This is a genomic window from Moorena sp. SIO4A1 (assembly GCF_010672065.1).
Lineage (GTDB): Bacteria > Cyanobacteriota > Cyanobacteriia > Cyanobacteriales > Coleofasciculaceae > Moorena.
Genome location: NZ_JAAHHX010000028.1, coordinates 64,394 through 86,573 on the forward strand (window position 1 = coordinate 64,394; position 22,180 = coordinate 86,573).

Annotated in this window: 23 protein-coding genes; 15 read left to right on the top strand and 8 right to left on the bottom strand. The window is 42.5% G+C overall.

Annotated elements, in window-relative coordinates; all coding sequences use genetic code 11:
* The first annotated feature begins 76 nt into the window (after positions 1–76).
* A complete protein-coding gene (locus F6K53_RS19515; protein ID WP_293081755.1) occupies positions 77–3,136 on the top strand; it encodes a caspase family protein in 3,060 nt (1,019 codons plus the stop codon).
* A gap of 328 nt (positions 3,137–3,464) precedes the next feature.
* On the opposite strand, the gene F6K53_RS19520 is transcribed toward F6K53_RS19515, so the two are convergent.
* A complete protein-coding gene (locus F6K53_RS19520; RefSeq protein WP_293071416.1) occupies positions 3,465–3,716 on the bottom strand; it encodes a hypothetical protein in 252 nt (83 codons plus the stop codon).
* Between the two features lie 189 nt (positions 3,717–3,905).
* On the opposite strand from F6K53_RS19520, the gene F6K53_RS19525 reads away from it, so the two are divergent.
* Positions 3,906–4,211, top strand: coding sequence for a DUF4090 family protein (locus tag F6K53_RS19525; RefSeq protein WP_293026518.1), 306 nt, complete (start codon positions 3,906–3,908; stop codon positions 4,209–4,211).
* Between the two features lie 344 nt (positions 4,212–4,555).
* On the opposite strand, the gene F6K53_RS19530 is transcribed toward F6K53_RS19525, so the two are convergent.
* Positions 4,556–5,554: a heme o synthase gene (locus F6K53_RS19530; RefSeq protein WP_293047650.1), complete on the bottom strand. Its 999-nt coding sequence runs from the start codon at positions 5,552–5,554 to the stop codon at positions 4,556–4,558.
* A gap of 442 nt (positions 5,555–5,996) precedes the next feature.
* Complete coding sequence (locus F6K53_RS19535; protein ID WP_293026522.1) at positions 5,997–6,944, bottom strand: heme A synthase; 948 nt, start codon at positions 6,942–6,944, stop codon at positions 5,997–5,999.
* Between the two features lie 604 nt (positions 6,945–7,548).
* Between F6K53_RS19535 and F6K53_RS19540 the strand changes: the two genes are divergently transcribed.
* From F6K53_RS19540 to F6K53_RS19555, 4 genes are all read left to right on the top strand, one after another.
* Positions 7,549–8,562 (top strand): cytochrome c oxidase subunit II, encoded by a 1,014-nt coding sequence (locus tag F6K53_RS19540; protein WP_293043158.1) that lies wholly within the window; start codon positions 7,549–7,551, stop codon positions 8,560–8,562.
* A gap of 239 nt (positions 8,563–8,801) precedes the next feature.
* On the top strand, positions 8,802–10,484 hold the full coding sequence (gene ctaD / locus F6K53_RS19545; RefSeq protein ID WP_293043157.1) for a cytochrome c oxidase subunit I: 1,683 nt from the start codon (positions 8,802–8,804) through the stop codon (positions 10,482–10,484).
* Between the two features lie 18 nt (positions 10,485–10,502).
* On the top strand, positions 10,503–10,739 hold the full coding sequence (locus tag F6K53_RS19550; RefSeq protein WP_293081759.1) for a hypothetical protein: 237 nt from the start codon (positions 10,503–10,505) through the stop codon (positions 10,737–10,739).
* A 79-nt stretch (positions 10,740–10,818) separates the two neighbouring features.
* Positions 10,819–11,445, top strand: coding sequence for a heme-copper oxidase subunit III (locus F6K53_RS19555; RefSeq protein ID WP_293026530.1), 627 nt, complete (start codon positions 10,819–10,821; stop codon positions 11,443–11,445).
* Positions 11,446–11,545: 100 nt separating this feature from the next.
* Here the strand turns inward: F6K53_RS19555 and F6K53_RS19560 are convergent, their stop codons facing one another.
* Positions 11,546–11,728 (bottom strand): hypothetical protein, encoded by a 183-nt coding sequence (locus tag F6K53_RS19560; RefSeq protein WP_293071420.1) that lies wholly within the window; start codon positions 11,726–11,728, stop codon positions 11,546–11,548.
* Between the two features lie 327 nt (positions 11,729–12,055).
* Positions 12,056–13,294, bottom strand: coding sequence for a CPBP family intramembrane glutamic endopeptidase (locus F6K53_RS19565; protein WP_293071422.1), 1,239 nt, complete (start codon positions 13,292–13,294; stop codon positions 12,056–12,058).
* Positions 13,295–13,701: 407 nt separating this feature from the next.
* Between F6K53_RS19565 and F6K53_RS19570 the strand changes: the two genes are divergently transcribed.
* On the top strand, positions 13,702–13,851 hold the full coding sequence (locus F6K53_RS19570; protein WP_293043153.1) for a hypothetical protein: 150 nt from the start codon (positions 13,702–13,704) through the stop codon (positions 13,849–13,851).
* Positions 13,852–15,603 carry a hypothetical protein gene (locus F6K53_RS19575; protein ID WP_293043151.1) on the top strand — a complete coding sequence of 584 codons (1,752 nt, stop codon included), beginning with the start codon at positions 13,852–13,854 and terminating at the stop codon, positions 15,601–15,603.
* Here F6K53_RS19575 and F6K53_RS19580 read toward each other — a convergent pair.
* A complete protein-coding gene (locus tag F6K53_RS19580; RefSeq protein WP_293081762.1) occupies positions 15,593–15,733 on the bottom strand; it encodes a hypothetical protein in 141 nt (46 codons plus the stop codon). The two genes, F6K53_RS19575 and F6K53_RS19580, sit on opposite strands and share 11 nt — an antisense overlap.
* A gap of 134 nt (positions 15,734–15,867) precedes the next feature.
* A complete protein-coding gene (locus tag F6K53_RS19585; RefSeq protein WP_293043149.1) occupies positions 15,868–16,032 on the bottom strand; it encodes a hypothetical protein in 165 nt (54 codons plus the stop codon).
* Between F6K53_RS19585 and F6K53_RS19590 the strand changes: the two genes are divergently transcribed.
* From F6K53_RS19590 to F6K53_RS19615, 6 genes are all read left to right on the top strand, one after another.
* Complete coding sequence (locus F6K53_RS19590; RefSeq protein WP_293043147.1) at positions 16,031–16,441, top strand: hypothetical protein; 411 nt, start codon at positions 16,031–16,033, stop codon at positions 16,439–16,441. The genes F6K53_RS19585 and F6K53_RS19590 overlap by 2 nt on opposite strands.
* A 111-nt stretch (positions 16,442–16,552) precedes the next feature.
* Positions 16,553–16,900, top strand: coding sequence for a DUF433 domain-containing protein (locus F6K53_RS19595; RefSeq protein WP_293043145.1), 348 nt, complete (start codon positions 16,553–16,555; stop codon positions 16,898–16,900).
* Positions 16,890–17,252, top strand: a complete 363-nt coding sequence (locus tag F6K53_RS19600) for a DUF5615 family PIN-like protein (RefSeq protein WP_293043144.1) — start codon at positions 16,890–16,892, stop codon at positions 17,250–17,252. The genes F6K53_RS19595 and F6K53_RS19600 overlap by 11 nt, the downstream gene beginning before the upstream one ends.
* 120 nt (positions 17,253–17,372) lie before the next feature.
* Positions 17,373–18,092, top strand: a complete 720-nt coding sequence (locus F6K53_RS19605; RefSeq protein ID WP_293043142.1) for a class I SAM-dependent methyltransferase — start codon at positions 17,373–17,375, stop codon at positions 18,090–18,092.
* Positions 18,093–18,547: 455 nt separating this feature from the next.
* Positions 18,548–18,862, top strand: a complete 315-nt coding sequence (locus F6K53_RS19610) for a hypothetical protein (protein ID WP_293071423.1) — start codon at positions 18,548–18,550, stop codon at positions 18,860–18,862.
* Between the two features lie 850 nt (positions 18,863–19,712).
* A complete protein-coding gene (locus F6K53_RS19615) occupies positions 19,713–19,928 on the top strand; it encodes a hypothetical protein (protein WP_293026548.1) in 216 nt (71 codons plus the stop codon).
* 322 nt (positions 19,929–20,250) lie between these two features.
* Here F6K53_RS19615 and F6K53_RS19620 read toward each other — a convergent pair whose 3' ends face one another.
* Positions 20,251–21,213, bottom strand: coding sequence for an aldo/keto reductase (locus F6K53_RS19620; RefSeq protein ID WP_293043140.1), 963 nt, complete (start codon positions 21,211–21,213; stop codon positions 20,251–20,253).
* Between the two features lie 675 nt (positions 21,214–21,888).
* Between F6K53_RS19620 and F6K53_RS19625 the strand changes: the two genes are divergently transcribed.
* Positions 21,889–22,180, top strand: a 292-nt coding sequence (locus F6K53_RS19625) for a helix-turn-helix domain-containing protein (RefSeq protein WP_293081766.1), incomplete at its 3' end; no start/stop codon positions are given.

The window sequence follows — 22,180 nt, forward strand, 5'->3', positions numbered from 1 at the left end:
AAAGATATATTTGCCAAAATGGGATGCTAGCAATCCCTAGTATTAAAGTTATCTTTATAAGTGCTTTTAGTATAACATGTTTTCTCGCAATCTCGCCTTGATCATCGGTATCAATAACTACACCAACGGCATTTCTCCCCTGAACACTGCCGTAAACGATGCCAAAAAACTAGTGGAAATTCTCCGCGAGAAGCATGATTACGAAGTCTGGGAATGCCTAGACGAAGTGGCAACTCTGTCTAAGTTTAACAAATTTTTATTTCATACCTTACCCGAACTTGTCACTGAAAATGACCGCTTATTATTTTACTTTGCTGGTCATGGAGTCGCTCTCAATGGGGATGATGGCCCGGCGGGTTACTTAATTCCTCAAGATGCCAAACTAGGCGATACTAATAGTTATCTGCCCATGACCAAGTTACACGATGCTTTAAGTCAATTACCCTGTCGTCATTTCTTGGGTATCCTCGACTGCTGTTTTGCTGGTGCTTTCCGTTGGTCGAATACTAGGGATTTACTCACATCGCCAGAAGTAATTCACCAAGAACGATACGACCGTTTTATTACTGACCCAGCCTGGCAAATCATTACTTCTTCAGCTTCTGACCAAAAGGCTTTAGATAACTTCTATTTAGATAGCGTACGCGGTCAAGTCGGCAATCATTCCCCTTTTGCAGCGGCATTATTAGAAGCCCTCGAAGGTGGAGCAGATATCTATCCTCCTGCTACCAATGGTAAACCGCCTGGAGATGGGGTAATTACAGCCACCGAATTATATTTACATTTACGGGATCGAGTCGAAATACCCACAGAAAAATGCCGTCTGCGACAAACCCCTGGTATTTGGTGTTTAAATAAGCACGATAAGGGAGAATATATCTTTCTTTCTCCCGGACATGAACTTAATTTACCCCCCGCACCACCTTTGGATCAATCACAAAATCCCTATCGCGGTTTAAACTCCTTTGACGAGAAACACAGTTCACTGTTTTTCGGTAGAACATTACTAGTGGAAAAGTTACAGGATTTTGTCAAAGCTAATCCCCTGACAGTGGTGTTGGGTGCTTCCGGTTCGGGTAAGTCTAGCTTGGTCAAGGCAGGATTAATTCCCAAACTACGGCAAGATAATACCGAGAAATGGTGTATTTTGCCACCCATCCGTCCTGGTGAGACTCCCTTGGAACCATTAAATAATGTGCTGACTGAAGCTAAGTTACCCTTGGTTGAGCCACAAAACCCCCAGCATAACCTGGCAATGAGCATTGATGTTTGGGCAAAAAATAACCCAAACTCTAAGTTATTACTGTTTATTGACCAAAGCGAAGAAATTATTACACTCTGTCAAAACTATGATCAGCGTCAGGAGTTTTTCCAACAGATACTCACAGCCATAAATGCCCATGGGGATAAATTACGGGTAGTATTAACCCTACGTTCTGACTTTGAACCCCAAATCACAGATGTGGGCTTAAAGTTGGCACCGGAAGTACTAAATCAATTGGGAACTAAGGTACTGATAAATCTTTGGCAAAGTGGACGATTTATTGTACCGGCGATGACACGAGGGGAACTCAACGAAGCGATAGAAAAACCGGCTCAAGCACGGGTAATGTATTTTCAACCCCACGATTTAGTAGAAAAATTAATTGATGAAGTGGCGGATATGCCCGGAGGATTGCCCCTGCTGTCTTTTGCCTTGAGCGAACTTTATCTGAAATACTTAAGGCGACAAAGGCAGGCACAATATAGAGGAATCACCATTGACCGGGCGCTGACTCAAGAAGATTATCTTGAATTGGGGGGAGTAATGCGATCGCTAACTCAAAGGGCTGATCAGGAGTATCATTTGCTAGTTCAAGAAAATCCCGCTTATGACCAAGTAATCCGTCATGTCATGCTGCGGATGGTGGCACTAGGTGGGGGTGAATTAGCCCGTAGGCGGGTACCTTTATCGGAATTGGAATATCCACCAGCGAAAAATGCTTTAGTGAAGGAAGTAATTCAGCGTTTTAGCACAGCACGGTTATTGGTTATTGGACAAGATGCTGAGGGGAATCCTAATGTCGAACCAGCCCATGATGCTTTAGTACGGGGATGGCAAAGATTGCTGGGATGGAAACAAAACGAGGAAGAAAGCTTACTTCTACAACGGCGGTTGACTCCCGCAGCCCAGGAGTGGAAAAGCCAACAAAAGGCAAAGTTTCTTTGGCATGCTAACCCTCGTCTTGATTTGTTGAAAAAGGTATCTTTATCCGATGATAACTGGCTTAACCAAGTAGAAGCTGAGTTTGTGCGGCGTACTCTGCAAAAAAGGCGAAATGATAGCCGTCGATTCATTAGCCTAACGGTCGTGATTCTCGCTCTGAGTGGATTGAGCATCTTTAGTTTTAATCAGTTGCAGCAACTCAACTCCGCATCTGAGCAATTCCAAAGCGACTCTATCAAAGTACTAGCGGAATTTTCCATCAATACTGTATTGAACATTAACCCCACTTCTGAAAACAATCCAGTTCGTGGAGAGGTAAAGGCACTCAATAAAGCCCCTTGGAGAACTCTGTTGAACGAAAAAAATCAGGTATTTGCCATGTCACGTAAGTATAATAAGGGGCAAGTATTCACGATTGCACATCATGGACTTTTATCAAATACAAATTATAGTACTTTTATGTTTTTAGTGCTTAATTATATCAATGGACTTAATGGCAATAAAAAAGTATTAATGTCAAGTGATCATTGCGAACTTTTGACTTTAAATAATGATTTAAAAGGTTACAAAATAGCCGATATTATGGAAAAATTGGGGTATGAAACCAAGGAAATTTCCGCACCTATTAATAGCACAAAAATTCAAAATACAAACGCCAATATTATCATCATTGGAAATGCATGGGGCAATCTGGAAAATGATGAAATAAAGACAATTGAGCAGTTTGTATCGAACGGTGGGAAAGTCATTATTGTTGGATTAGGAGGGTATTGGAAAGATTACAGTGACAAACCTGATCAACTAGATAAGCTAGCACACCGAGGCAAATGCAATCAGGAAGGGCAGGATACAAATGATATCTCAACATACCCAATGAACAAGCTTTTAGAGAAATTTGATGCTCGTTTTGAAAGCTCTTTGATCAATTAGCAGAACACTAACTAGGTATTCAAGACGATCACGAATTAGAAGACAAGACTTTTATCCACAGAGTGCTTGTCTGTTTGAGACGAGCAGTTAAGGCGATGAATCACTCAGGATGAAAAAGGGGTAATCGCGTTTGTGACTATCTGAAGAATAACTCTAATGTGAGCGATCGCCATCTCTTTGACGATGTAAAGAAGTAGTTGCAGAAGATAAAATTTTTTAACACTAGAAACAGTTCTTGGTCAAATATGGGCCTTGCTGAATTAAGGAATGAATGCGCGATTATCTGGTTTTATTAAAGCCCCCGTTGGTCCCCCAACTTTGGGGGACTTTAAGAGTTTTGTTCCCCCCAGAATTGGGGGGCTAGGGGGGCGAAACCATACCCATAATCAGCAACGCCTAGTTTTTTGGCATCGTTTACGGCGGTGTTCAGGGGAGAAATGCCGTTTTGGTAGTTGTTGATGCCGATGATAAAGGCGAGATTGCGGGAGAACATATAGCGTGCGATTTTATTAAGTACACAATTATGGTTTTTTATGGAACAGGAATTATTAAGGGAGGCAGGGAATATAGCAGTTGGCATTCAAACTATTTTTGGCAAGAATGAAACAGCCCTGCCTCCTGGAGGTTAGGGGTGGGTACCCATCTATGTTTTTGCCAGAATGAAATCGCCCTGCCCTTAATAAGAGGGACTTTTGAATCTAATTTCACTCTTTGTTAAGGAAACCGACACCTTGTAAAATACTGTCGTATGTATAAATATGAGCTTACCATGTCTACCGAAACTAATTCCCAGACTAAGAACACTACAGGTGCTGATGCGGTTGATGACGCGATCGCAAAGGGAATTGATTTAGATGGCTCCCCAATCCCCAAAGCTAAGTTAGACCTTTACACTCAAGTGATGGGGTTGGAAGCTCAACGGCAACGGAGCGGTGTTAGCAATACCATGAGATCGAGAATTGTGCGGATTGGAGCGAAGCATATCCCTCAAGCAGAACTCAATCAAATGCTGCTCGATGCTGATTTTACCCCTCTTAAAGACAAAGAGATTGCTTTTTACTACGGACCTAAGTAGGGAGTAGGGAGTAGGGAGTAGGGAGTAGGGAGTAGGGAGTAGGGAGTAGGGAGTAGGGAGTAGGGAGTAGGGAGTAGGGAAATTCGGATCAAAAATTATCACACTTGATTTAGGATCCCTAGAGTATAAATATCAATAGGGTTGGCGAATTGTTACAGCTCTGAGCTAATTCACCAACCCTATTGTAAGTAACATTAAACGTAAGTATTAAGCTATCAGCCCTTCCCTTAGCGGTGGAACAGGCTTCGACGCTGGGAGGTAGCCATTAGCTGATCGCTGATAGCTGATAGCTGATCGCTGTTCGCGTAGCGTGCGCGTAGCGCATTAGCTTACCAGCCAAAACCCTAAACTAAGTTAATACTTACCTGCTCCAATACTGTGGAAATTGCTTGAATCAAAACTAGGGAATTTTCTGCCACAGTTGCAGTAATTTCCCTGGTCATCGGTAAGCTATCTACTACGATACCGGTACACAATAACATCATGTAGAGAATTGAGTACTTAAACATAGACCGGGCAAGTTGATTATCTGTAGGTTCCTTAAGCAGCAACCATGCTTTTTTGATAAAAATACTGCCCAAAAGAATAGCAACTATTCCATAAACGACGCCCGATTCTCCTAAGGGATAGATCAACAATAGGGAGGTGGGGACGACTAATAAGGTGTAATACCAAATTTGACGAACAGTAACCTCTTCACCAGCTACTACCGGTAACATCGGTATCCCAACTTTGGCGTAATCCTCGTGAATCATTAACGCTAACGCCCAGAAGTGAGGGGGTGTCCACAAGAACACAATCAGAAATAGTAACCAAGGGGCCCAACTCAATTCTCCTGTCACCGCAGCCCAACCCACTAGGGCTGGAATTGCTCCTGCTGCACCACCAATGACGATGTTTTGGGCAGTGTGGCGCTTGAGGATATGAGTGTATATGAGCATATAGAAGATAATGCCAGATAGCGCTAGTAAGGCACTAAGGAGATTAGCGAAGACTGTTAGCAGGGTGAACGAGAGTATTGCTAATGCGATCGCAAACAGCAAGGCATCACGAGGCTGCACTTTCCCAGAAGGAATGGGACGGTGGCGGGTGCGCAACATTTCATAGTCGATATCACGGTCATAGATGCAGTTAAGTACTTGGGCAGATGCTGCGGCCAAAGTCCCACCGACCAGGGTAACTAGCAATAATATGGGATCGACTTGTCCATCGGATGCCAACCACATCCCTGCTGCTGTCGTAATTAATAGTAGTGGAATAATTCGAGGCTTTGTTAGTTGATAGTAACTTTGAATAACCTCTCTTATGTTTTCATGTTGACGGGTTAAACTAGTCCCAAGCATTCAATTCACCAATTCCTTCTCTAAAAAGTCTCAAGTGTTAAGCATGTTCGTCCTTAGGGTTCCCGTAGGGTAGGAGGAAGCATTAAGGATGAAGGACCAAGGGTGAAGTTTGAAAGATAACAACATAGGGGTTGTTGAGCAACCAATTCATGGTATACTTCTTATGGTCTAATCTTTTCCAGAGGTGCGACCCGTGGCGAATTTAATTCTTAATGGTAAGAGCGCACCTATAGCATCGTTAGCAACAACAAGTAGACCAACAAGTAGACCGACAATTAGACCAACAAGTAGATAACGGTCCCCAGATCATAGTTTCAAGATGGGATCCCCTAGCGGCTCAATCTTCCGATTCTATTTAGCTGATCTACAACTTATAAAACCGGACTTGATAGTTTACTTGCCAGCTATCACACTGGATACGTCACACTTAATCCTTCACACTTCATACTTCATACTGACTTTGACACTCCACACTTGCGCGGTCACGTAAAGCGAAGACTGTAAACCCTACCAGTACTCCTAATAATGCTGCTCCCACTGCTTGATGGCAGATAGTTAGTAGTTCCACTTGTAGCCTTAACCGGAAGGTAGCAACACCGAGGAGTATCTGTAAAACTACCAAGCTAGCAGCTAGATTAGCTAACTTTCGCAGTACTGGATGTAGGGCTGGTGTCCGGGATGCTATCACCACGACGGCGACAGTTGCTACGGTCGCTGGCACCACACCAGCAATATGGCTATTCATCACGGTACACAGCTGTGTACCGCCAAAACACTGATGCACTGCCCAGCGGGAAGCGACTAGTCCACCTAATAGACTTTGTAGATAAACAAAAATCACTGCGGTTAAGCTCAGCCAAGGTAACTTCCCAACTGAACCTGTCCCTTGATAGGGGGTCAGCAGTGTACCAATCACGATTAGAGTTGAGAAAAATAGCAGTGCTGTTCCTAGATGAGCAGTGACGATATCAAACCGGAGCAGTTCTGTAACCGTCAGTCCCCCCAGGACTCCTTGAAAAATAATTAGCCCTAGAGCAAATGTGGATATCCAGGGCAGCCAGTTGGGTAAATCCCGCCGATGCCACCAAGATAAGCTAGCGAGAGCGATCGCACTAATACCAATCAAGGCAGCATCAAGGCGGTGAAACCACTCTAAAAATACTTGCAAATTCATCTGCTGGCTTGGCACCAGCTGACCATAGCATAAAGGCCAGTCTGGGCAAGCCAGACCAGCATTCATCACCCTGGTAGCACTGCCTACTGCCATCAACAGCAAGGTAGCGATCGCAATTTTCCACACCAAGCTCCGAATCCTGGCCTGAGGCTGGGTCAGGTTGTTGGAGGTTACATCATTCTGATTCTGATCAAGAGCCGATTGAGCTATAGCCATCTGCAATAGGAAAATGCAAACTAAGTTAATCAAATCCCGAGTAGTGGCTCATTTTCGTTGGTAGAAGATTGCCAATCTCAAAGATCATCTCTATTCCTATACCACTGTAACCAGCCTTTTCCTTAATTTCTGAAGCTTTAGAGATTTTTCAGATTGCTATTCCCCTGCCCTAAAGGGTCACAGTTACTTGGACTCAATGATTTACTATTGATTTACTTTTTTATATTTTTTTTAGCTATGTTAAGTTTTATTGAATAAAATCTTAAGTTTTGTTGAAATTTTTCGGGTGCTGTGCCAGTGATCCTAAAAAAAAGTCTAAAAATCTCTAGGTGTGACCCAATCAATTGTTTAGCTGCTTTACCGTAGTTAATAGAGCAAGCCAAGCTTGCTCTAATATCCTCTACTCACGCCCGTCACTGCTAGCAGGCCATCAGAATTGTTGTCTGTAATGTGGACACTATGGGCGGAGTAGCTCACCAGAAGGCTGATTTTCCTTAAAAATATAGCCATGCCCTGACATTCTAGGACACTAAATCGGTTCGTGCCTCGCCTGCCTTGATAATCCCTGTTACTTTTGTTGATATAAGTATTCAACCCTAATCTCGTGAACATTCCAAGCCAAATTTCAACCCTTATTGCTGGCATTTTCATAACCCTGATTAGTCTCTGGTACGGTCAGAATCATGGACTTATGCCAGTAGCCGCCTCCTCAGAAGCCGGTGATGTAGATGGTCTGTTCAACTTGATGATGACCATTGCCACTGGTCTATTTATCCTCATCCAAGGGGCACTTATCCTAATAGTCATCAAATTTCGTAGACAAAAAAATGACCAAACCGATGGGCCATCGACCCATGGCAATATCCCCCTAGAGATCCTTTGGACCGCAATCCCGACGGTGATTGTCTTTGTCCTAGCTGTCTATAGCTTTGAGGTCTACAACGCTATGGGAGGTCTGGATCCCATGGCTTCTCATGACCACCATCAGCAGGAAATTGCCCACAATCATCAGATGTCACCATCTGGGCAAGAGGGGAATGAAAGTCTGATTGCCATGGTTCCAGGTCAAGGCACAGTTGCCCTAGGTATTGGAGCGCCTCCAGGACAAGAAGGTCAAGGTGAACCCCTAGAGGTTAATGTCGCTGGTATGCAGTATGCCTGGATTTTCACCTACCCTCAAACCGGTGTTATGTCTGGGGAAATGCATGTCCCAGTTGGACAACCGGTTAAGCTGAATATCGAAGCTAACGATGTGATCCACGCCTTCTGGTTGCCAGAGTTTCGGATTAAGCAAGATGCTATCCCAGGTCGGATTAGTCAACTAGGGTTTACAGCAACTAAAGTGGGTGATTACCCGATCATCTGTGCTGAACTCTGCGGGTCCTACCATGGAGGAATGAAAACTCGATTAATCGTTGACACACCGGAAGACTATCAAGCCTGGGTTAAGGAAAATCAATTTGCTAGTGCAGACACCATGGAAAAAGCGGTGGCTATCAACCCTGCTGCCATGTCAGAGGGTGAGTTCTTGGCTCCCTATGCCTCTGAAATGGGTATTGATTCCCAAACTCTCCAACACCTAGACCACTCTCACCATCATCCTGGAATTATCCAATAAGTTCATATTAGAATTAAGAATTTAGAATTAAGAATTTAGAATTAAGAATTTAGAATTAAGAATTTAGAATTAAGAATTTAGAATTAGTTCATTCTCCATTCTCCATTCTTCATTCTTCATTCTCCATTCTCCATTTTCCATTCTCCATTCTTCATTCTTCATTCTTCATTCTTCATTCTTCATTCTCTTGCCTATTGCCTCTTGCCTATCCTTTTAGTCCATCACACCTCCACTATCCCATGACGACGCAATTAGAAAAACCGGAATCTGTCAAAGATGCTGGTCATGTTGAAGAACATGAGCGGCGTTGGCAAGATTACTTCACCTTCAATACCGACCATAAAGTGATTGGGATTCAATACCTGGTCACTTCATTTGTGTTCTATTTCATCGGTGGCGCATTAGCTGGATTAATTCGCACTGAGTTGGCAACACCAGACCCGGATTTATTGAGCCCTTTAACCTACAACCGAGTGTTCACCATGCACGGAACAATTATGTTGTTCCTATGGATTATCCCGGCTGGTGCTGCTTTTGCTAACTATCTGATTCCCTTGATGATTGGGGCAAAGGATATGGCATTCCCCAAGCTGAATGCGGTGGCATTCTGGATGAATGCTGTGGGGGGTTTGCTGTTAATGAGTAGTTTTTTCGTAGGTGCTCCCGAAGCCGGTTGGACCTCTTACCCCCCTTTGAGCTTGATTAGTTCTCAGGTGGGTGAAGAAATTTGGATTCTGAGCATCCTGGTGATCGGGACTTCCTCAGTGCTAGGGGCGCTTAACTTCTTCACCACTATTGTGAAGATGCGCACACCTACCATGACTATTCATGATATGCCTCTGTTTTGCTGGGCAATGTTAGGAACCTCAATCCTAGCTTTGATTGGTACTCCAGTCCTAGCAGCAGCGTTAATTTTCCTGTCCTTTGATTTAATTGCTGGCACCAATTTCTTTAACCCGACTGGGGGAGGAGACCCAATTGTTTACCAGCACATGTTCTGGTTTTACTCCCACCCGGCGGTGTACATCATGGTGCTACCGTTCTTTGGGGTAATTTCCGAAATCCTACCGGTGCATGCCCGTAAGCCGGTTTTTGGCTATCGTGCGATCGCATACTCCAGTATGTTGATTTGTTTCCTAGGACTAATTGTCTGGGCGCACCATATGTTCACTAGTGGCACTCCTGGTTGGTTGCGGATGTTCTTTATGGCTGCCACCATGCTGATTGCTGTGCCCACAGGGATTAAGGTGTTTAGCTGGGTGGCAACGATTTGGGGCGGAAAAATCAGCTTAAATAGTGCCATGCTCTTTGGTATGGGCTTTATCTCGGCATTTTTGATTGGGGGTCTCAGCGGTGTCATGCTCGCTTCCGTTCCCTTTGATGTCCATGTTCATGACACTTATTTCATTGTCGCTCACTTCCACTACGTTCTATTTGGTGGTAGTGTGCTCGGATTATTTGGCGCAGTTTATCACTGGTTCCCCAAAATGACCGGGCGAATGGTCAACGAAACCTTAGGACGCATTCACTTTGTGTTGACCTTCATTGGTCTAAATATGACCTTTTTGCCGATGCATGAGCTAGGTCTATTGGGTATGAACCGTCGGGTTGCTATGTATGACCCCCAGTTTCAAAGCCTCAACATGATCTGCACTATTGGCTCCTATCTTCTAGCGGTTTCTACCATACCCTTTGTGATTAACATCCTCTGGAGTGTGAACCGTGGTAAAATCGCTGGTCGCAATCCTTGGAGAGCTCTGACATTAGAGTGGCAAACTACCTCTCCTCCTGCTATTGAGAACTTTGACGAGGAACCCATTTTGTGGTCCGGTCCTTACGAATACGGTATCGACAGTTATAGTGTTGACACCGATAAACAGGTCGAGGAGTTGCTGGTTGAAGTTAAAGGAGATGTTGGGTAAGTGTGGGTTTAAGGTTGTTTGGTTGAAGGTTGTTTGGTTGAAGGTTTGTTTTGGTTGAAGGTTGAAGGTTGTTTGGTTGAAGGTTGTTTGGCCACGCTACGCGAACAACCTGTTAACCTACCCTACGGGAACGCCAAGGGCGAACAACCTGTTAACCTACCCTACGGGAACGCCAAGGGCGAACAACCTGTTAACCTACCCTACGGGAACGCCAAGGGCGAACAACCTGTTAACCTTCAACCTTCAACCTGCTAACCTTCAACCTCCTAACTTACCATAATCGAAGCTCAACAGGCACAAATGTCAGCTGAAGAAGATTAATTCAAAGGAATTTATGCAAGGCTCAACGATAGATCCGTCTAAAACTAGCCTCAACTATCATCATGAGGTTGAGGCGGCAGAGGTACATCACGAGGAGCATCCGGATTTTCGGATGTTTGGTTTGGTGGTGTTTCTAGCTGCTGATAGTATGACCTTCTTGGGAATGTTTGCCGCTTTTTTAATTTATAAAGCGACCATGCCAGCTTGGCCTCCAGAGGGTACAGAATTAGAATTATTGGTGCCAACAATTAACACCATTATCCTGATTACTAGTAGTTTCGTCATGCACCGGGGCCAGAGTGCTATTAAGAAGAATGATGTCTCTGGTTTGCGACTCTGGTTTGGAATCACTGCTCTGATGGGTGCGATGTTCTTAGGAGGACAAGTCTATGAGTACACCCATGTAGACTTTGGTCTGACTACTAACTTATTTACCAGTTCTTTCTTTGCCTTAACTGGTTTCCATGGTCTTCATGTTACTTGCGGACTCGGGTTAATTATGTTAGTATTAATGCGATCGCTAAATTCAAAGCACTACTCCAGTGAAGAGCATTTTGGTGTAGAAGCCGCAGAACTCTACTGGCACTTCGTTGATGTGGTGTGGATTGTTCTGTTTGTAATCGTGTATTTGATTAATTAGTTTTCGCCACAGTTTTCTTAACAAAGTTTTGATGCACTACCCCCCGATTGGGGGGATTTTTTTTTGAAGGTTAAGCGGTTGGAGGTTAGCAGGTTGAAAGTTAGCAGGTTGTTCGCGTAGCGTGGCCAATAGGCCAAGGTTGTTCGCGTAGCGTGGCCAATAGGCCAAGGTTGTTCGCGTAGCGTGGCCAAAGGCCAAGGTTGAAGTAGGGTGTGTTAGGGGCGGACTTGCCCTGATGTTTCACCTCGTGGCCAGGGCTGGGATAGTCCGCCCCGTAACGCACCACCAAAAGTTGAAGTAGGGTGTGTTATACTAAGTTGCGATCAAAGGTACAACTTTATCTGCCCCCAATCTCCCCATCTCCCCATCTCCCCATCTCCCCATCTCCCCATCTCCCCATCTCCCCATCTACTATCTTTGAATGCAACTCGGTATTAGGGGCGGACTTGCTCTTATGTTTCGCCTCGTGGCCAGGGTTGGGATAGTCCGTCCGGAAATGAAACGGGCAAGATGCCCGTTCCACCAAGATGCCTGTTTATGGATGATGGTAGCGCTAATCCAAACAGCACAGGTGAATTTAACCCGTTGGATTCCTTACAATTTTCAACAATCACTTAGGATTTCTATAGTAGGGAAGGATGTCATCTTGTTTAGGAAAATTTCGATATAAAAAAACCATGATAACGGCAAACGATATAGCTGCTACAATTGCTTTTTGACCTAATAATGGTTCCATTGAAGCTCGATAATCGTTTACCGAAATGAAGTCAACGTTTGAGCTACTATAGTAGTGTCGAATCCTAAAAATTGTTACAATAGTATTGTAAAGACTATGACAAAGGATTGGGACTATTAATTTGCCAGTCTTAAAGTAGAGAACACAAAATATAGTTCCGGCAATGAACAAGCCTACAATATCGAATCGCAAATGGAAAATCGCAAATAATAAAGATGAGGTAAATATTCCGGCTTTGATCCCCCATTTCATTGCCCACTTCTGCAAGATTATTCCACGACAAATAAGCTCTTCCAACAACGGAGCACAAACAATTGCTGAAAAGCTACAAAATATTAGCCCTATAACATTTGTGAAGCATGATTCATTAATGAATTTTTCAACATAATCTGGAAAAATAAATGAAATATAATATAAATTCAGCGAATAAAAGCCCCAAGCAAAAGCATATTCTATAATAACTATAAAAATAATTAACTTTAGATTTTTTTGGTGCTTTAAAATACCCAAATTAAAAATACCAAATTTTCTTAAATCGAATCCAACTCTTCGGATCTCTAAAAATAAAAATAATCCGATAAATAACGATACAATTACACCGATTACTGCGTTAAAATCGGCATTTTCGATAAGCTCGCTAAAATCCCTGTTATTCACCAAGCCAAATAATCCGACTATTGTCAAGATGTAAATTGGGAAACCTAGAAACCAAAATAATAAAAACTCAGGGATATTAAGCTTATTAAAGGGGTGATTTATTGAGTCTTTAGCCAATGACTCTTCTGAATAAAGTTTATTTCTCTTTGTCGGAAAAAGGAATAAGACTGATAAGCCCCAAATACTTAATAATCCTAACCATCCCCAATTACTTGGATATCCCTTGTCGTGAATATATAGACGGCACCCTTTGACAAGAGGCACATATCCATATAATAGTAATCCTAAAATCAGTAAAATAATGAGTAGAGATAAAGGTGGATACAATGAGGCTAAAAACCTTTCATTTTTTTGTGAAATTAATCCAAGAGTTAATAACGGAATAAACTGGAAAGCTAATCCACAAAGAATTAGGTTGATAGAGTGATTTTTGGAATTGGTATTCTTGATTGTCATTGGCTCCGTAGGTAATATACTATAATCGTTTCATACCAATGGAATAGAGAGGATTGACAAAAACAGAGGGAGTGGGCAAGCTTGAAAACAGAAAGCACTCATCGGTTATCAACATGCCAAGAATTAACTTCCCTATCCAGAAAGCCCTGTGGGATAGCTGATGTCAAGTGGTTAATTGGAGCAACTTTGGACATCTAACCACCTGTATTGGCATAATAATAGCCCTGATAGAAACAAGGAGCGTTAAGAAACAGCATCACAAAGGTCTTTATCCCCTTGAATTCCAGGTACAAACGTACCACTACTATTCTTACTACCTTTTTGTACTCAATCAGGATTATTTGGTTAAAGGTTGTTCGCCTTTGGCGTTGCCTTCGGGTAGGTTAACCGGTTTAAGGTGATCTTAATTGACTAGAATAAGGATTCTCATAGTAATTAAATACACCAGATTTTTTCCCGATTCCCGATTCCAGACTCCCTATTATCGATTCTCGACTCCCTATTGCCTACTCCCTATTCCCTATTCCCTATTCCCTATTCCCTATTCCCTTGACTAAATGATTACCCCTATTCACAGATTCCTAACAACTCCTTGTAATAAACGATTTACTCCTCAAGTTATCTTTTGGTTTAGCCTCAGCCTAACCTTTACGGTAGTGTATAGCTTCCTAGCACTACGGGAAGCATTCAGCGGTGAGTATATTGTCCAAGATGATGCACGACAACATATATTTTGGATGATGCGATTTCTTGATCCAGAGCTGTTTCCTAAAGACTTAATTGCTGATTACTTTCAAACGGTTGCTCCAGCTGGCTACACTACAGTCTATCGAGTGATAGCAGCATTGGGTGTTAATCCATTGCTATTTAACAAACTCTTACCGGTAGTGTTGAATCTGGTTAGCGCTAGCTATTGCTTTTGGGTATGTCTGGAATTGTTGCCAGTACCGGCAGCTGCCTTTAGTGCTACCCTGTTGCTGTCTCAAGCGTTGGGTATGACTGATACGGTGGTGTCTGGAACACCGAAGGCGTTTGTCTATCCCCTATTGTTGGGGTTTATGTATTACCTAGTGCGGGGGTCATTGTGGTTTTGTTTGGGTGCGATCGCACTCCAAGGTCTATTCTATCCCCAGTTAGTCTTTATCTCTTCCGGTACCTTAGTTTTACGACTATTTGAATGGCGCAATGGTAAGTTAGGGTTATCCCAAGAGCGACGTTGGTTGTGTTTGGCCGGTTTGATAGTAGCCTTTTTGGTGATGCTGCCCTATGCTCTCAAAACCAATGAGTTTGGTCCAGTGATTTCTGTCGCTGAAGCCAGACAGTTACCAGAGTTTTTTCCAGGGGGGCGATCGCGTTTTTTTTATGACGATGATCCCGCTAAGTTTTGGTTAAAAGGTAGAAGCGGAATTCGTCTGACTTCGATTCTTACTCCAGCTACTAATGCAGCGGGATTTTTACTGCTGCTCTTGCCATTATTTCCCAATAAATTTCCTTTAGTCAAGCAGATCAGTAAAGAAATTACCCTTTTGCTCCAGATGGTGATAGCGTCTCTCGGGATGTTTGTTGCTGCTCATGTTTTGCTATTTAAATTACATCTTCCTAGTCGCTATACTCAACATAGTCTGAGAGTGATAATGGTGCTAAGTGCTGGCATAGTTTTTATCATTCTGATTGATAGCATCTTTAAGTGGGCAAGCCAGCCTAGCCAAAGCGGTTTTTCTAACTCTGGTTTTTCTAGTATTTTTTCTATACCTAACGTTTTGGCGATAGCAACTACTACGATAATTGCAGCAGCCTTAGTATTCTATCCTAGTTTTGTAGATGATTTTCCCATTACTGCCTATAAAGTCGGGGATACTCCATCCTTGTATAACTTTTTTCAACAACAACCGAAAGATAGCTTAATTGCTTCTCTGTCTCCAGAGATGAATAATATCCCCACCTTTGCTCAGCGTTCGGTTTTGGTAGCGAGTGAGTATGCTATTCCTTACCACGTCGGATATTATCAGAAATTTCGACAACGAACTCTAGACTTAATTGATGCTCAATATAGTGCTAATCTCTCCGTTGTTAAGGAGTTTATTAAAAAGTATGATATTGATTTTTGGGTACTAAACCCAATTGAGTTAAAGGCTGATGCTATTAAAGATCGCAAGTGGTTGAAGCAGTATCAGCCAGCAGCTAATAATGCTATTCAACAACTTGAACAAGGGATAAAACCTGCTTTGGAAGAAGTGATGGCATCTTGTTCGGTGTTTGAAACTCAGGGATTGGTGGTTTTGGAGGCGAAATGTATTGTTAGGGAGTAGGGAGTAGGGAGTAGGGAGTAGGGAGTAGGGAGTAGGCAAGAGGCAAAAGGCAAAAGGCAAGAGGCAAAAGGCAAGAGGCAAAAGGCAAGAGGCAAAAGGCAAAAGGCAAAAGGCAAGATCTAATAGACAATAGGGAAACAATATTGTCTATTGGATCAGCTATTTAAAAAATGCTATATTACTTGATTTAATTTGATGAAATTACTTCTTTAAATTTCGTTAATAGCTAATCGTTAAAATTGCCAACATTAAAATTTTATATTGTTAAATATTGTTAAATAATGCCAAAAATATCTTGACAATGTGGGCTTTATTGGTAATAATAAAAATGTCTGGTGTTTCGATATGATTATCGGACAAAAAGCCGCGCTTGAGACCATCATTCCAACAGCGCGGCTTATTCCCCAAGGATATCGGAGATAATTCCATGATGCCAAATAAACGCTCAACTGATCATGCTATCTACTATCAGCGATACCTAGATCGCCTGGCACAACTATCAGGGAAGAAACCCCCTCGCCCAAAATCCTATCCTCGTCCCCTAACTGACCTAGACCGAATTCTGATTCAACTGTACAGTAACTGGCAACTGGCGATGACACCAAAGGAATTCATGTCGAAATGGGAGGTTAGTCGAGAAGACATAGCATTAATCTGCTCCCGCTCCATCAGTACAGTTAACAGCTGGTTTGCTGGAAATAAGCGCTATAAAGCTCCTGGTGCTGACGTGTTACGACATCTTGCCCTGATGGACTTTTTGTTGGAAAATTTCGATGCTATTCCCAGGGAGTTGTTGGAGCGATTATGTGGTAGTAATCTTGAAGGTTATTCGCCCTAGGGGTATTGATAAACAAGTAGTGGTTTGGCTACGGTCTGGTAAAGGATTCGGGAGCTAAAATCACTACTTGTGTACGACTGCCAAACTTACTAGTTTATTGACCTAACGATCATGTCAAATCAAGCTTTAACAGACTATTTCAACTTTATTGCTCCTACTGATATTCGCATCAAAGGAACAAGAATTGGTATTGAAACTATATTATATGACTATCTAGACTGTCATAAAACCCCAGAAGAAATTGCTCAAGCTTATACATCATTAACTCTAGAACAAGTCTACGCTACTATTCTCTATTACCTGCAAAATCAAAACGCTGTGAGCGAATATATGAAAAACTGGATTTTTCATGGTCACACCATGAGGGAGCAGCAACGACTCAATCCGCCTCCTGTTTCCGAGAAACTGCGCCAATTAAGAGCAACAAGAAAAGCTAGGCAACAAGGGAATGAGTCTTAATTATCTAATTGATGAAAATGTTAATTCTCTCTATCCTACACAAATTAGACGAAGAGAACCCAGTATTGTGATCAAAGTGGTGGGAGAATCGGAAACACCACCTAAAGGTACTCTAGATCCAGAAATTCTTGACTGGTGCGAGGAGAATAACTTTGTGCTGGTAACCAATAACCGGACTTCCATGCCAGTTCACTTAACTGACCACCTAGCACAAGATCACCACATACCAGGTATTTTTATTCTTAACCCTAATTTGACTATTGGAGAAAACCTTGAGGAGTTAATCATAGCAGCTCTTGCCTCTGAAGACAATGAGTACCAAGACCGCATTGTTTATTTGCCTCTGCCATAGGTTGATCAGTAAAGCTATTAGCCCTAGAAATGCTGAGATTATCTATAAATACGTTATTGTCTTAACTGATCACAGATGGTATGATCCTTGAGTTCATCCTTCGTTAAATGTATAAAAAAAATGGTTAATGAATATACAGGGATTACCGAGTATTACGATCTATTGATGACATCTGGTTACTACGACTATCAGAAGATGGCTAAGGAAGTACACTCGATTGTGGGTGATGGTTGTGAGCTTCTTGAGTTAGGTGTAGGAACGGCATTACTGGCAGAACAGTACATGAAGATCGACCCAACCTGCAAGTTTACAGGAATCGATTTTACCCCATCCATGATTGAAATTGCCAAAAGACGGTTGGGAAATTGGGCTAAATTGATTGAAGCTGATGCGATCACAATGGACTTAAAGGCAACATTCGATGGGGCGATCGCTAATGGAGGAGTGTGGGGATTTCTTGATTGGGGTGATCGATGGGAATTAGCGAGTCACATTCCCGATGTTGAAGCCAACCGTCAAGGGTTGAAAAATTTAGCTCGCCACTTACGAGAAGGAGGATTGTTATTGCTCAACCGGCAAAAACCACACGAGAACTATGATAAATCCCTGTCAGCGGGAATTGTCTATTCCCAGTTTATTGAGGAAGGGGAAGATACTAGGGATTATTATACCATCAAAAAAAGCTATTTATTTAAGAAAGATGGAGAAATTATGGCTCAAGAACAGCTAACGCTTACTTATTTCAAGCCAGAGGCTTATCGGCAAATGTTAAGTGAAGCGGGATTTGATTTCCAAGGTACAAATAATAGCGAACTCTTGGCGATTTACAAAAAGCGGTGATATTCGATTATAAGATAATCTTATCAACGACTAGGTTGATAAGATTATCTTATAATATTCCTAATCGAGTACAAATTCTGGCGTTCCGGAATTAGGGGATGAAGACAGAGCGCTATTAATTAACGCTAGTTATAACCGGAGGTAAGAATGGCTGGACGATATATTGACGGAACCCAACTGGCTTCGTGGCGACAAGAGGCGATGGAGCAAGCGAACGGGGGGGCACTACAAACCCGACTGCACAGGTAGTTGGCTACGCTCTGGTGAAGGTTCCGGGTGCTAAAATCACTACTAGTGAAATTTGATAGAGTGACGTTCAATTTGATAATGCTCTAGTTTCCTCAGCTGTTGTATGGTTCAAGCGAAAAAAATCGGATAAAAACCATAACGTTAAATTCACCTTTGGCGGAACCATCCACAAGCCAGCCCTGCAAAAAGACGTTAGTTGGAAAGTATTGACTTCTGAAAATAAATGGTCGCACTTTCCATTGTTTGATGAACGTCAAGTTATATTTATTCTCAACCAATCAAAAGCAATTGTTACCAACTCATATCTTATTCTCTACCCCAAGCCAGATTTGGAAAACGCCATAAACGAAAATCCCAACTTGGACAAATTGCTGATAGAAGCGCTTAATCAAATTACTGGGAAAGCTATGGTTGATGAGGGTAGAGTTTATGGTGGAGGGATGTATAAATTAGAACCGAAGGAACTGGCTAATGTACCAGCATTTGAGCTGCAGGGGTTGCTATCAAAAGGTTCTAAGTAAGGGGAGCATCTCAAAGTTTTAAATCTATAATTCAGGGAACAAGAGTTGTGTTTTATGCTTCCATCGGAGTATGTTTGCAAAATAAAGTTAGATGCACCCTCTCACCCCTTAATGGTCAGGTAGTGGTACACAAGTAGTGATTTTAGCTCCTGTTACTTTGACCAGACTGTAGCCAAATCACTACATGTTAATCACTACCAATGGTCAAAATTTACAACAACTTTAATTTTAATCCCGAGAATGTGAAGGAATTGTGTTGACATTACAGCAAGTCATCATTTATGATTAATGTAAGATCCAATCAGACTTGACACAATAGTATTTTTACTGGTAAGCTTTATATAGCTATACCCAAAAGCTTGGCATTTCAGATTTTTTGTAGTCTGATTGGATCTAACAATCGACTCATTATTCTGATTGGCAGCGCTTGGTAATGCTCCAAATCTGGAAATGGTCGATGTAAGAGGTATTCTTCAAAAGCCAGTGAGTCATACCAATAACTCTTCTACCCTTCTAGAAGGCTACGCCAACACACCCCTAGGTGAGATTATCACCATTTACGTTATATAATTATAGGAACCATTATCATAAATATCTCAAAGTTGTAAATCTATAACTTAGGGAAGTGGAGGAGTGTTTTAGCCTTCAATGCTCGTAGTCATTGCTATGTGTACCACCGTGTATCTGTGTGATTGGCTGTGTTTTGCCTGGTTGCCATATAGGTGGACTAGTTGCAGATTTTCATACTAGAAAGACTCAGCCAGAATCAGTTTCGCAGGCCGTTTCTGGCTGCTGTCCTTCTAACAACGAATACAAACTACCTCGGCTCTTCTAGGGCCGCTAACTCCCTATGATATCACATCAAAATCCCCATTTCAATGTGGAGGTTAGCCAGGTTGTTAATACATCAACAGGTGCATCAACTCCCGATACACCTCCTGGCGCTCCACTTATCCCCCTGATCCAAGGTGGAACAGCAGTGGCTGCAGTCATTGCCTTAACCGTGTACTCAAAAACAATTATCGAAGCGATAACCAAATTAGTTAAAGAAGCAAAGGAGGATTGATCACTGGATAGCCTAAATTGATCAACTTGGGTTATCTTCGGTAATTACCTTTAATCCCCAGATAGTTGTTGAGACTATCTGGGAAATAGTTTTAGTTACTGACAGTAAGCAATCAGCTTTCAGCAATCAGCTTTCAGCAATCAGCTTTCAGCAATCAGCTTTCAGTTTTCAGTTTTCAGTTTTCAGCTTATGCGCTACGCGCACGCTACGCGAACAGCCATTGGCAGTAAGCCAGGCTAAGAGAGCTTTTGAATAAAATAAGTTGACCGCTGACCGCTGACCGCTGACCGCTGAGGTCAAGAAGTCAGGTTTAAGCAGTCCCTTAAAGATCCCACATCACTGGATTATCATCTAAATGGTCTGTAACCAGCCGTCCAATCTGATCAATGTCTTGTAGCTCATCAGCAGCAGACAGCTTAACCTCAACAGCTTGAGCATTGTCAATAGCTTGGGCACTATTTCGGAATCCTGCGATCGCATTAGTTTGTGGCTGAGACATCAACCATGCCAGAGACAACTGAGCCAGGGTACACTGATGACGCTCTGCAATTGGTCGTAGCTGAGCTAATGCTTGCTGTGCTCGTTGATAGTTATCACCGTTGAACAACTTATTTTTGCTGCGATGATCCCCTTCTTCAAACTTGTGCTCTGGACCAAACTTGCCAGTTAATAATCCCTGAGCTAAGGAAGAATAGCCAATAATCGAGATATTGTGCTCTACACAGAAAGGCATAGCATCTTGCTCCACCTGACGCCAAAACAGAGAGTAGGGAGGCTGCAGGCTATCAATTCGTCCGTACTGAGAAGCTTCTGCTAACTGGCTGCGGGAAAAATTGGAGACTCCAATTGCCCGAATTTTGCCTTGCTCTTTCAACGTATTGAGAGCGCTCATGGTTTCCTCAATTGGCACTACCTCACTTCCCAAGGTGCCAGAAGGCCAGTGAATCTGGTAGAGGTCGATATAATCTGTCTTCAGATTTTTCAAGGAACCCTCACAAGCCTCGATCACCTGGTCATATTTAAGATGATTAGCACACACTTTGGTAGCATAAACCAGTTGGTCGCGTACCTCTGCTAGAGCCTGACCAACAATTTGTTCCGAGTGACCCTTCCCGTAAAGTTCTGCAGTATCAACCGTAGTTATCCCCGCCTCAAATCCTGCTCGCAGCCCTTTTATGGTCTCAGCATCTTCAATGCCTACCCACCTAGATTTACCGGCCTGCCAAGTGCCCATGATAATCGGGGTGATTTTTACCTCCGAAGTGCCTAAGGCTTTGGTTTCCATCCTTAACTCCTTTCACTTTTTCGGCCTTACTTAATCATGGAATGATTTTAAGAGTTTTCTGGAATGGGCATCAGGCGTGGAATGGGCATCAGGCGTGGAATGGTCATTAGGCGTAAAATGTGCATTAAATGTTAAATGTGTATTAAACGTGTAATAAACATTAAGTGTGTAATGGTAATTAAGTGTGGAATAAGCATTAAGCGTGGAATATGCATTAAGCGTGGAATGGGCATCTTGCCCGTTACAATTTTCCGGCAGGCAGGATGCACCCCACCAAAACGAGACGATCGCCCATTCATACTCTAATTCAGCAACGTCATAATTCTAAGGGTTTTCTGTATAAAACATTAATTTTAACAAAACTCGCGGAATTCCCCACCCTCTTTCAGGGTGGGGATGCAGGGTAAGCGCAAGAATCAATAAGCCTAGGCTTATTGATAAAAAAACCGCGCCATTCTCAACAAATTAATTCTATTGCGAGTACAGTTCTACGAGATTATAGGGGTTTCGAGCCACGATCAACCGATATCCACCCAATGCACATTATGGGCATTTTTTTCTTGCGCTTACCCTGGGTGGGGATGGATAGCGAGCCAGGAAATTCATCTTATACCTTGACATCTTACTAGAAAATATATATACTATTAAGCAAGGTCGATAACGAAGTTGAGTGCAGTGAAACATAAAGCCGTCAAAGTTAGAATTTATCCCACGAAAGAGCAAGTTCAAGTGTTAGCTCAAAATTTTGGATGCGCTCGTTGGTGGTGGAACTATGCTCTGAATCAGTGCATAGAAACCTACAAAGAAACTGGCTTTGGGCTAAAGCAATCTGCACTAAACTCTATGTTGCCGAAACTTAAGAAACAAAAAGAGACTGAATGGCTAAAAGATTGTTACTCTCAGGTCTTACAATCTGTGAGTCTCAATCTTAGTCGTGCTTACCAAAATTTCTTTGAAGGTAGAGCTG